This is a genomic window from Actinomyces vulturis (assembly GCF_001687305.1).
In the GTDB taxonomy this organism is placed as follows: Bacteria; Actinomycetota; Actinomycetes; order Actinomycetales; family Actinomycetaceae; genus Actinomyces; species Actinomyces vulturis.
On sequence record NZ_KV700386.1, the window covers coordinates 178,172 to 190,564 of the forward strand.

General features: G+C 54.7%; 10 protein-coding genes. 9 read left to right on the top strand and 1 reads right to left on the bottom strand.

From position 1 onward, the window contains the following. Position 1: 1 nt before the first annotated feature. Positions 2–703 (top strand): ANTAR domain-containing response regulator, encoded by a 702-nt coding sequence (locus tag A9753_RS04080; RefSeq protein ID WP_083090289.1) that lies wholly within the window; start codon positions 2–4, stop codon positions 701–703. A 62-nt stretch (positions 704–765) separates the two neighbouring features. Here A9753_RS04080 and A9753_RS04085 read toward each other — a convergent pair whose 3' ends face one another. After that, complete coding sequence (locus A9753_RS04085; protein ID WP_067780745.1) at positions 766–1,206, bottom strand: PaaI family thioesterase; 441 nt, start codon at positions 1,204–1,206, stop codon at positions 766–768. Between the two features lie 14 nt (positions 1,207–1,220). On the opposite strand from A9753_RS04085, the gene polA reads away from it, so the two are divergent. The 8 genes from polA to A9753_RS04120 all read left to right on the top strand — a co-directional run bounded on the left by polA (position 1,221) and on the right by A9753_RS04120 (position 12,370). After that, entirely contained in the window at positions 1,221–4,199 is a 2,979-nt protein-coding gene (polA, locus tag A9753_RS04090) for a DNA polymerase I (protein ID WP_067780749.1), read from the top strand. A gap of 213 nt (positions 4,200–4,412) precedes the next feature. Further along, entirely contained in the window at positions 4,413–5,882 is a 1,470-nt protein-coding gene (gene rpsA / locus A9753_RS04095) for a 30S ribosomal protein S1 (protein WP_067780752.1), read from the top strand. A gap of 234 nt (positions 5,883–6,116) precedes the next feature. Then, positions 6,117–6,848 carry a dephospho-CoA kinase gene (gene coaE / locus A9753_RS04100; protein WP_245637358.1) on the top strand — a complete coding sequence of 244 codons (732 nt, stop codon included), beginning with the start codon at positions 6,117–6,119 and terminating at the stop codon, positions 6,846–6,848. Positions 6,849–7,006: 158 nt separating this feature from the next. Further along, positions 7,007–7,687, top strand: coding sequence for a dephospho-CoA kinase (gene coaE, locus A9753_RS04105; RefSeq protein ID WP_083090290.1), 681 nt, complete (start codon positions 7,007–7,009; stop codon positions 7,685–7,687). A gap of 5 nt (positions 7,688–7,692) precedes the next feature. Further along, a complete protein-coding gene (uvrB, locus tag A9753_RS04110) occupies positions 7,693–9,789 on the top strand; it encodes an excinuclease ABC subunit UvrB (protein ID WP_067781120.1) in 2,097 nt (698 codons plus the stop codon). 291 nt (positions 9,790–10,080) lie between these two features. Continuing rightward, a complete protein-coding gene (locus A9753_RS04115; protein WP_067780755.1) occupies positions 10,081–10,530 on the top strand; it encodes an MFS transporter in 450 nt (149 codons plus the stop codon). A 15-nt stretch (positions 10,531–10,545) separates the two neighbouring features. Beyond that, positions 10,546–10,932 carry a hypothetical protein gene (locus A9753_RS09610; protein ID WP_141673298.1) on the top strand — a complete coding sequence of 129 codons (387 nt, stop codon included), beginning with the start codon at positions 10,546–10,548 and terminating at the stop codon, positions 10,930–10,932. A 445-nt stretch (positions 10,933–11,377) separates the two neighbouring features. Then, a complete protein-coding gene (locus A9753_RS04120) occupies positions 11,378–12,370 on the top strand; it encodes a TerC family protein (protein ID WP_067780757.1) in 993 nt (330 codons plus the stop codon). Positions 12,371–12,393 lie beyond the last annotated feature (23 nt).

A 12,393-nucleotide genomic window follows, 5' to 3' on the forward strand; every position in this document is an offset into this window, starting at 1 on the left:
CGTGAGCACTGAAGCAACAAAGCGTCGCGTACTCGTCGCTGAAGACGAAGCGCTAATTCGCTTAGATATCGTAGAAACATTAACTGACGCCGGATTTGAGGTTGTTGGTGAAGCCGCCGACGGTGAAGAAGCTGTGCGTCTCGCTGACGAATTTGACCCTGACCTGTGCGTGATGGATGTGAAAATGCCCGTCATGGACGGTATTACCGCAGCTGAGCGCATCCTTAAGAATCACTCCTGCGCCATCGTCATGCTGACCGCCTTCTCCCAGAAGGAATTAGTCGAGCGCGCCAGCGCAGCAGGAGCCATGGCCTATGTAGTGAAGCCTTTCACCCCCGCTGACCTCATTCCGGCACTCGAAATCGCTTTTTCCCGTCATGAGGAAATCCTTAGTCTCGAAAGTGAAGTATTCGATCTCACTGAACGCTTCGAAACTCGAAAGCGTGTGGATCGTGCTAAGGGACTGCTCATGGAGAAGATGGGTCTAACTGAGCCTGAAGCATTCCGCTGGCTCCAGAAGACCTCGATGAATCGTCGACTAACTATGCGCGAAGTCTCTGACGCGGTTATTGAGCAGGTCGGTGGGGGAGCTAAGAAAACTCCGAAAAAGACAAAAGCCCGCCCCGCTGACCAAGACAGCCCAGACTCGGCAGTCAGCCCGGCGTCGTCTGATTCGGCAGATAGCGCTGATTCAGCAGACTGAACGTTAGTAAGAACCCCCAACGGGTGTGAGCGCGTCGGAACGATGCTCACTCTTTCCGATTGCTAGTTCACCATCGTAAACATACTGCGCAAGGTGCCGGTAGCCATGAGGTTACCGGCACCATCGTGTACATCCACCCGATACAAGGCGCTTCGTGCACCACAATGAACAGGTGAAGCGGTCGCAGTGATCGAGCCTTCGCGAACCGCCTTGATGTGATTGACATGCAGTTCCATACCCACGGGCACGTGTCCTTGTGGTGCCGCCTCACGAGCAGCCACGGAAGCAGCCGTCTCAATGAGTGCAGCGCTAGCCCCGCCATGAACGATGCCTACCACCTGCAAGGCACCATCAACAGGCATCGTGACAACCGTGCGCTCAGCACTGCGCTCAAGTACGCGCATGTGGAGGGTTTCCATGAGAGTACCGCGTTCTTGCTCATCCCATGAGGACTCGGCGGATGGTGAAAAATCGGCCTGGCTGGCAGCGGAGGAGTGGCTCATACCTTTAGGCTGTCATGGTGAGCACTCTTGACGCTACCTCCCAAGCCCAGTCCGCACGACTTCTCCTCATCGACGGCCATTCCATGGCCTTCCGTGCCTTCTATGCGCTTCCGCCCGAAGGATTTACTACCTCCATGGGGCAGCATACGAATGCCGTGCATGGCTTCTTGTCCATGGTGCTCACCCTGGTGTCCACGGAAAAACCCACTCACATGGCCGTGGCATTCGACTTACCCGGCGGCACCTTCCGCACCCGCGAATACACCGAATACAAGGGCACCCGCCCTGATACTCCTGAAGCATTTAAGGGGCAGATTGAACTGATCCAACGCATGCTTTCCACTGTGGGCATCACCTGGCTCACTTGCGAGGATTTTGAAGCGGACGACATTCTTGCCACATTGTCCCGTCAGGGGCGCGAAGCTGACATGGACGTTCTCATCTGTTCTGGTGATCGCGATTCTTACCAACTCATCACACCGACCTCCACTGTGCTCTGGCCGATTAAAGGGGTTTCCACGCTTAAACGTATGGATGAGAAGGCTGTGGAGGACAAGTATGGCGTCAGCCCTACGCACTATCCTGACTTAGCTGCCCTGGTGGGAGAGAGCAGTGACAATCTGCCTGGTGTACCCGGCGTCGGTCCGAAAACTGCTGCCAAGTGGATCGCTCAGTACGGCGATTTGGAAGGCGTCCTTGCCCATGCGGACGAGATTAAAGGGAAAGCCGGTCAGTCCCTGCGCGATCACCGTGAGGACGTTGAACGTAACCGCCGCCTTAATGCACTCGTCGCTACTCTCGACCTGGGGGTGGAGGTCTCTCACGACCTGACTATGCGCACTCCCGATTGGGAAGCCTTTAACGCACTGTGTGATGAATTGGAATTCCGCACCATCCGTGGCCGTACCGTCACTGTGCTTTCCAATGACGCCGCTTCTGTGCCTTCCAGCACCACCGGTATTGCTGAGGGGGGAAATGAGCCGGTTGAAGAAACCGCGAGGGACGCGGCGGCCAAGCAGGCATCTCAAGAAAAGGCCCGCCAAGCAGCCATCCGCACCGCACTGGTCACCGATGATTTAGGGATCTCATTTGATGGTCTCAAGCGCCTGGAGAATCAGCATATTGTGGTCAGTGAAGATTCTGGCCTGCTCGATATGTTTGCTACCGAATCCCAAGCTCCTGCCGTGCTCGACGCGATGGCCAAAGCTGGGGGAGTAGTCGCTATCGATACCGGACGTGGCCTTATAGGTGACGGCCAGCCGTGGGGGCCTATCAGCCTCGTCAGTGAAGCGGGTGCTGTGGTCCTTGACCGCGATTTTGTCGCCATGGCCCGTGACGGCGAACTGGCTGGAGACGCTGACTTCCAATCTTTAGCAGCACTGGTTACCTGCGAGGACATTAACTTCGTAGCCCTCGATTCCAAGGCAGTGCGCCACGACTTGTGGGCACTCGACCTGGAACTTCCGGCCACATGCAAAGACGTCAGCATCGCTGCTTACGTGGGAGATCCTGATGATGGCGCTCTTGATACTGAAAAACTCTGCCAAACAAAGGGTGGGGTGGACCTTGCCGACCGCTGCGGAATTGATCGAAGCCGTCGCGGAAAGGCAGCCGTGGCTCAGTGGAGCGAAGAAGTCAGCAGAAACTATGGTGAGGGGGAAAGTCAACAGCTTTCTCGCCGCGCACACCTGGCCGCCCTGCGTGCTGCTGTCCTTCCTGACCTGTATGCGGCATTCGACAAACGCATGACGAATCGCGGTGCCACACCGCTGTATGACGACGTGGAGATGCCGGTATCTCGAATCCTTGGCGACATGGAACAAGCAGGCATCGCCGCGGATATGGATGAACTTAACTCCCGCGTGGAGCAGTTGCGCCAGCGCGTAGAAGCGGCGCAGGAAGGTGCCTGGGAAGCTGCGGGTGGCAAGAAGGTCAACCTCTCCAGCCCCAAGCAACTTCAAGAAATTCTCTTCGAAGACTTGAAGATGCCTCCTACACGCAAAACCAAGCGCGGATATACCACTGACGCTGAAGCACTGGCCACCCTGTATGAGACCACCGGCCACCCCTTTCTCAAGAATCTTCTTGAGCACCGTGATGCGATCAAGTTGCAGCAAACCGTTGAGGGCCTGCGCAAAGCCGTGGCTGACGATGGACGCATTCACACCACCTTCCAGCAGACTGTTGCTGCTACGGGGCGCTTGAGCTCAACAGAACCCAACCTCCAGAACATTCCCGCACGCACCGAAGAAGGCAACCGCATCCGCGAGGCCTTCGTGGTGGGCCAGGGATACGAATCTCTCATGACCGCGGACTACTCCCAGATTGAGATGCGCCTCATGGCTCACCTGTCCGGAGATCAGGCTCTTATTGACGCTTTCAATTCCGGCGAAGACCTTCACCGCTATGTGGCAGCAATGGTTCACGGCGTGAGGGTGGAGGAGATTACCCACGAACAGCGTTCGCACATTAAAGCCATGAGTTACGGCTTGGCCTATGGGCTGAGTGCCTTTGGTCTGTCGCGCCAACTGGGAATTTCCGTGCCTCAGGCGCGTGCCCTGCGCGATCGCTATTTCGCACGTTTCGGCAAGGTCCAAGAGTATCTGGAAACTGTGGTGGCTCGCGCTCGTCAAGACGGCTTCACAGAAACGATGCTTGGCCGTCGCCGTTACCTGCCTGACTTGACTAGTGACATTCGTCCGCGCCGTGAGATTGCGGAACGCGCAGCACTCAATGCGCCGATTCAGGGAAGCGCCGCAGATATCGTCAAAGTTGCCATGATTCGCGTCGATGACGCACTGGTTGCCAATGAGTTGAAATCCCGCTTACTCTTGCAGATTCACGATGAACTTATCCTGGAGATTGCTCCGGGTGAGAAGGACCAGGTTGAGGCTCTTGTCCGTGAGGCCATGGAGGGGGCTGCACAGTTGAGCGTGCCCCTTGATGTATCCGTTGGCGTGGGCCCCAATTGGAAGGCTGCTGCACACGATTAACGTGAGCAAACTTACGCGCCTATCAGCCTGATAGGGATGCCTCTCAGTGGCGGATAATTCCGGTAAACCTGGTATCGTAGGCCAGGCATGCCCTAGAACCTCTGTATCTGAGGTTCAGCGGAGTGACTCGTTGGACCGGACCAACAGTGACAAAGTGGGGTATGTGGTAACTATTCGTCCGTACATTTAGTCCGTATTCGGAGCACCTACTCAATGACCACTACTACGCCCTCCACGCCGAGCATCGCTCAGGTTGCCGTCAACGACATTGGCTCTACCGAGGAACTCCTCGCAGCCGTTGACGAAACCATCAAGTACTTCGACGATGGTGACATCGTCGAGGGCACCGTCGTCAAGGTCGACCGCGACGAAGTTCTTCTTGATATCGGCTACAAGACCGAGGGCGTCATCCTCGCTCGTGAGCTGTCCATCAAGCATGACATCGATCCTGACGAGATTGTCGCTGTTGGCGATGAAATCGAAGCTCTTGTCCTCCAGAAGGAAGACAAGGAAGGTCGCCTCCTGCTGTCCAAGAAGCGCGCACAGTACGAACGCGCTTGGGGCACCATCGAAAAGGTCAAGGAAGAAGACGGTGTTGTCACCGGCTCCGTTATCGAGGTCGTCAAGGGTGGTCTCATCCTCGACATCGGTCTGCGTGGCTTCCTGCCCGCATCCTTGGTTGAAATGCGCCGCGTGCGTGACCTCCAGCCCTACGTTGGCCGTGAGCTCGAAGCCAAGATCATCGAACTGGACAAGAACCGCAACAACGTGGTCCTCTCCCGCCGCGCATGGCTTGAGCAGACCCAGTCCGAGGTTCGCACCAACTTCCTCCAGACCCTCCAGAAGGGCCAGGTTCGCCCCGGTGTTGTGTCCTCCATCGTCAACTTCGGTGCATTCGTGGACCTTGGTGGCGTAGACGGTCTCGTTCACGTCTCCGAGTTGTCCTGGAAGCACATCGATCATCCCAACGAGGTTGTCGAGGTTGGCCAGGAAGTCACCGTCGAGGTTCTCGATGTGGACTTCGATCGCGAACGCGTCTCCCTGTCCCTCAAGGCCACCCAGGAAGATCCCTGGCAGACCTTCGCACGCACCCACGCCATCGGCCAGGTCGTGCCCGGTAAGGTCACCAAGCTCGTTCCCTTCGGCGCATTTGTTCGTGTTGAAGACGGCATCGAGGGACTCGTTCACATCTCCGAGCTCGCTCAGCGTCACGTTGAGGTTCCCGAGCAGGTCGCCAAGGTTGGTGACGAGGTCTTCGTGAAGGTCATCGATATTGACCTTGAGCGTCGCCGCATCTCCCTGTCCCTCAAGCAGGCCAACGAAGGCGTGGATCCCTCTGGTGAAGAGTTCGATCCCAGCCTCTACGGTATGGCCGCTGAGTACGACGAAGAGGGCAACTACAAGTACCCCGAGGGCTTCGATCCCGAGACCAACGAATGGCTCGAAGGCTACGAGGCACAGCGCGAGGCTTGGGAAGCGGAATACGCTGCTGCTCACGCTCGCTGGGAAGCACACAAGGCCCAGGTTGCTAAGGCAATCGAGATCGACGTGGAAGCAGGCGAAGAGGCTGCTGCAGCACCCGCTGCCAACACCTCCTACTCCTCTGCTCCTGCGGAGGCAACTGGCACTCTCGCTTCCGACGAGGCACTTGCTGCTCTTCGCGAAAAGCTCACTGGCAACTGATTCATTAATAATCAGGCGTATTCCTAGCGGATACCATTAAGCCTTCTGCGTGTGGCCCGAACCAATTGGTTCGGGCCACACGTCATTTTGGGGAGGTATTTGGAAGTAGGTGAATAGCGCGTGACATGTTTCGTGTTGTAGAACAGAGGATGTATCGGGTGAAATGGTTTTGCTTGTTGTGTGAGGTGGCAATCACCCACTCCGATACATACATGTATCGAAAGTTGATAAAGTATGGCTATGAAGAAACTCTTTTCCGATCGTGCTGTGCACGCACACCGGGCCGGCTCCCATTCCCATTCGCATGCCCACCGCGAGCATGATGTGGAAATCCCTGAACTCCCGCCGCCACCACGTGCCGCCCGTATTGGCCTAACCGGCGGTATCGGTGCCGGAAAGACTGCCGTCTCACGTCTCCTGGCTGAGCGTGGAGCAGTGACCATTCGTGCCACCGAAATGGGTCACGAACTGATGATGAGTGGTCAACCTGGCTACGACGCAGTTCTGGCTGAATTTGGCCCCATGATTCTTGACCCTGAGACCAAAGAAATCGACCGTACCGCTCTGGGGAGCCTCGTCTTCGATGACACGATGGCCCGCGTTCGCCTAGAGACGATTCTCTTCCCCCTCATTGCCGCCGAAGCATTACGCCAATTCGACGAACTTCCTCCTGGCAGCGTTGGCGTGCTTGACGCACCACTCATTATTGAAACTGACGCACAAGATGCATTCGATGTGGTCATTACTGTTGAAGCAGACAAGGAACTTCGCCGTGAGTGGCTCCTTAACCGCGGGTACACTAAGGCACAGGTGACCAAGCGTATGAATGCCCAAGCGCTTGATGATGATCGACTTTCGGTAGCAGACGCAGTAATCACCAACACTGGTGATAACGCCAAACTCGTCTCTGATGTGGACGCGGTATGGCGCACCATTATCGTTCCAGCCATTCGTCGCCTGCGTTAAGGCACACTAGAGACATGATCCTTCAATTAACGCCGCGCAGCCTCACCGCCGCGCGGCGTTGCCATCGGAGCACACCTATCGACAAAATTGCTCCATAATTCTTATATCCACCATACAAGCCCGTGAACTTCACGGTCTTTGCACGCAAGGGCGCACTCATGACTTCACAAGCTCACCAGGTGACGACACCTGCAGCCACCACACTGGACGTGCGCGCAGAAATCGTGCGTCCGGCATCGGGACGTGCCCTTCTTGTCGGGCTGACCGGAGGTATTGGGGCCGGTAAGTCCACAGTGGCCAACCTACTGGCTGAATATGGTGCGACCATCGTTGATGCTGACCAGATTGCTCGTGACATCGTGGAACCCGGTGAGCCTACACTTGAGGCAATCGTGGAAACATTTGGTAGTCAGGTACTCAACGCTGATGGCACCCTTAATCGCCAGGCTCTGGCTGCCATTGTTTTTGACGATGCCGCCGCTCGCCAAATCCTTGAAAGCATTACCTTGCCCATAATTGCGGCAACCTCACATGAGCGCTTGTCATCCCTTCCTGCAGGACGTGTGGGTGTCTACGACATGCCGCTGCTGGTGGAAACTGACTCTGCAGGTGCTTTTGATGCCGTAGTCGTGGTCGATTGCCCCCTGGAAACACGCCTGGAACGTCTTGTGGCGCGTGGTGTGAGCATGGATCAAGCACGAGCTCGTATGGAAGCACAGGCGAGTGATGGCGAACGGGAGGAAGTTGCTCACGTGCTCATTCATAATGACGGCGACGTGGATCATCTTCGCTCACAGGTGAGCGAACTGTGGCAGTTCTTGGCCAGACACGTAGGCTAGATGGTATGAGTTCTGAGCGAGTCATTCCGAGAAGCACCAAGCCTTTCGAGGTTATTTCTCCCTACACGCCAAGCGGTGACCAGCCTCAGGCCATTGCTGAACTCGCTGAACGTATCAAGGCAGGAGAGAAGGACGTTGTTCTTCTTGGCGCTACTGGTACCGGTAAATCTGCCACTACTGCGTGGCTCATTGAACAAGTCCAGCGCCCTACCCTCATTCTCGAGCCCAATAAGACGCTTGCCGCTCAGATGGCTGCAGAGTTCCGCGAACTGCTGCCAAATAACGCAGTGGAGTATTTCGTCTCCTACTACGACTACTACCAGCCTGAGGCCTACGTCCCTCAGACCGATACTTTCATCGAGAAAGACTCATCCATTAACGATGAAGTGGAGCGTTTGCGTCATAGCGCCACTAACTCGCTTCTTACCCGCCGTGATGTGGTGGTGGTTGCATCGGTTTCCTGCATCTACGGCTTGGGTACGCCCCAGGAATACGTTGAGCGTATGGTCAGTCTGGAAGTGGGCCAAGAAATTGACCGTGACGCCATGCTACGTATGTTCGTTGACATGCAGTACACCCGCAATGACATGGACTTCACCCGTGGCACTTTCCGAGTTCGCGGTGACACTGTGGACATTATTCCCGTCTATGAGGAACTGGCCCTGCGTGTAGAAATGTTCGGTGATGAAATTGAATCACTGGCTACGCTTCATCCCGTCACCGGTGACGTCATTGAGCAGGTGGAACAGGTCTTTATCTTCCCGGCATCGCATTATGTGGCCGGTCCTGAGCGCATGAAACGAGCGATTGAAGGTATCGAACAGGAGTTAGCTGCGCGCCTAACTGAGCTGGAGCGCAGTAACAAGTTGCTGGAAGCCCAGCGTTTGAAGATGCGCACCACCTATGACTTGGAGATGCTTCAACAAATTGGTATGTGTTCGGGTATCGAGAACTACTCACTCCATATTGATGGTCGTGAGCCTGGGACTCCGCCGAATACGCTTCTCGATTACTTCCCTGATGATTTCCTTCTCGTCATCGATGAGTCACATGTGACCGTACCTCAGATTGGTGCCATGCATGAGGGTGATGCCTCACGGAAGCGCACTTTGGTTGATCACGGTTTCCGTCTTCCTTCCGCACTCGATAATCGGCCGTTGAAGTTCTCTGAATTTGAAAACCGTATCGGGCAGACCGTGTACCTGTCCGCTACACCAGGCAAATACGAGTTAGAACGCAGTGATGGAGTGGTGGAACAGATTATTCGTCCCACCGGCCTGGTAGATCCCAAAGTGGTAGTTAAACCTACCGAGGGGCAGATTGACGACCTTCTTGGCGAAGTGCGTCAACGCGTTGATCGTGGCGAACGCGTGTTAGTAACCACCTTGACTAAACGTATGGCTGAAGACCTCACTACCTACCTAGCAGAGCGAGGTATTCGCGTGGAGTATCTGCACTCTGACGTGGACACGCTTCGCCGTGTGGAATTGCTCCGTGAATTGCGCTTAGGGCAATTTGATGTGTTGGTGGGCATTAACTTGCTTCGTGAAGGCTTGGATTTACCTGAAGTGAGTTTGGTAGCCATTCTCGACGCCGATAAAGAGGGCTTCCTGCGCTCATCCACTTCTCTCATTCAGACAATCGGCCGCGCGGCTCGTAATGTTTCTGGTGAAGTGCACATGTATGCTGACCGCGTCACTCCAGCAATGGCTCAAGCTATTGAGGAGACTGAGCGCCGCCGTACTAAGCAGATCGCCTATAACACCGAGCACGGCATTGATCCGCAGCCTTTGCGTAAGAAGATCGCGGACGTAACAGACATGCTGGCCCGTGAGGACGTGGACACGGAAGAACTTTTGGCCGGGGGATACCGCGGTCATGAAGATTCCTCTGCTCGCCTCAAACGGAAGAAGAACGCGGAAAGCAGCGTACGTGAGAAGTTGGCTGGTGCCGCTGAGGGTGAATTGGTGCAACTGATTGAGGAACTGACCGCCCAGATGCATCAGGCTGCGGAGGATCTCCAGTTCGAGTTAGCTGCCCGTTTGCGTGATGAAGTTAAGGACTTAAAAAAAGAATTACGTGTGATGCGTGAAGTCCAGTAGGGTATCAGCGAGACACTGACTCCTGTTTCCTTATCCACCGGAGAATACGCTCCAGCATGATTTCATCTTTCCTATGGTAACGAGCCATATCAGTTGAGCATTTGCCAGGATCGGTGTGGGCCGTGGCCATCAGTCAAGGTTTCCAAGCCCTTGCCACAATCTTCTTTCTTCTCTCCGTCACTATCAATGGTGTCACTAATGACAATCTCATCGGGCTTGGTCTTACTTTTGCTGCTTGTAGTCTTCCTATGATCATCACTCGGTGGAGTATTTGCAGACCGATACAGCGCTGTGACTATTGCGCCGATAAGCCAAATTGTCAGGAGTGTTATTTATCTTTTCAGCGCAATCACTGTTGCCCTGTACGGTCTAGGCTGGTCACTTCAGGTCCTTGTTCTCATCACAGGTATTGCTCATGCTGCAGGCACTCCAAGTCTCTACGCACTCTTGCCAGCACTGGTTGATGAGGCTAACAACATGCGAGCCAATGCCTTAGTGCGGACTTTCCGTCACTTCGTTTCTGGTATGGGAACTCCACTAGCAGTAACGCTAGCGTTGGTGACATCTGATGCCACGGTTATCGGATTATCCGCAGTGGTGATGGCCCTAACCGCTATCGCATTAGGAGGCGTTCACATTGACAATCACGCTACGCCAGAGGCCTCGTTGCTCTCTGACATTCGTAGTCTTGGTGCTGTTATTCGTGCTAATCGTGTGATGGTGACTCTTATCGGATATTAGGCAATCATTCTTACCGTGGAAGGGGCGGTTGCTTCCATCCTTGCTCCTGGCGCAGTCATTCATCTCACTGCTCCAGGGACATGGTCTTTAGTATCGGCAAGTTCCGCTGCGGGATACATCCTCGGCTTACTCATATCGTTGCGTTTGCCTACTGTTCGTTACCTGTTAGCAGGTTCTGTGGGATTGATGTCTTTGGCAACAGTGCCACTGTTTGCTTTTGCCTATAGCGCCGACCCGCTTATTTGGTGTCTTGCTGGCGGCATCGGAGGAATAGGACTGGAATTATCGGGAGTCTTTTGTGGGACAGTTCTTCCAACACGTACCTGCGGCTCAGTGATGACAGCGCCAATCGGAGTCTTTTGGGGCCAGTTCTTCAAACACCTACCCAACGTGAGTATGTAGGTCGCTTATCGAGTTGTGATTATGCCGTGAACTTTGGTTTTTGCTGATCGGTTATGCAATTGCGGGCTTGATAAGCAATGTGTCTTACACTCAACCGCTCCTTATAGGAAATAGGAATCTTCCTCGTCGTTACTGCATTAATCACCACTACGGCCACCATCCCTGTTGACCGCAAGCACCACAGCACTATGTGATGTCACTTGCAAAGAACCTTTCAGTGCACTGAGGACGCGGAACTACCCCTTAGAATGAACCGTCCACACGGAGGGGAGTACTCCCACCAACAGTGACGTCGTCATCACGGCCTCTGGTAAGCAGACGTAAACCAGCGCCCGGCGTCACCGGCCACACTGCGACGACTCACGCTACGGCGTCGGAGAACACTCGCGAGAAACAGTGGCGGGAAGAGACCTCCGGTACCAACCCCGTACCGGAGGAGCATTCATTGCACGTCCATACTCTCGGATGGATTGGCCTGGCTGCCATCGTCCTGACCCTCATCACTATTGACTTCGTTGGCCACACCCGTAAATCCCACGCTCCCAGTCTCAAAGAAGCAGCAATCTGGTCTGGTTTCTATATTTTCTTAGCCGCCTCCTTTGGCGTCATGGTGTGGGCAATTTATGGCAGCCATTACGCCGCCCAGTACTACGCAGGTTGGCTTACCGAATGGTCCCTGAGCGTCGATAATCTCTTCGTCTTCATCATCATCCTGGGAGCCTTCCGCGTCCCGCGCGAGTACCAGCAAAAAGCCCTGCTTTTCGGTATTGCCACAGCACTTATTCTCCGACTTATTTTCATTCTGCTTGGCGCCGCTCTTATCGAACACTTCAGTTGGGTTTTCTACTTCTTCGGAGCATTTCTCCTGTGGACCGCCTATAGCCAAGCCAAAGAATCCGGCGGATCTGAGGAAGACGACGAATACGAAGAAAACCAATTTACGCGAATCATTCGCAAGGTTCTGCCCACTACCGATGGATTTGTGGGTGACAAACTCTTTCACCGCGTTAACCACCGCACCTACGTCACTCCTCTCTTCATTGCCATCATCGCCCTGGGCAGCGCAGACATCATGTTTGCTTTCGACTCCATCCCGGCGATCTTTGGCCTGACCCAAGAGCCTTATTTAGTATTTGCAGCCAATGCCTTCGCATTGCTCGGTCTTCGTCAACTCTTCTTCCTTATCGATGGTCTACTTGAACGTCTCATTTACCTCAACTACGGTCTGGCCATCATTCTGGGATTCATTGGTCTGAAACTCATCAACCACGCGCTGCACCACAATGAAATCCCTTTCATCAACGGTGGTCACCCCATCACCGCTATTCCCGAGCCATCAACCATGCTGTCCCTGGGCGTTATTGTGGTCACCCTTGTGCTTACCGCGGTAACCTCACTCCTAGCAACCCGTGGACAGGATCAGGTCACCAAGGCCTAATTAGTCACGAGCCGACTACCCAT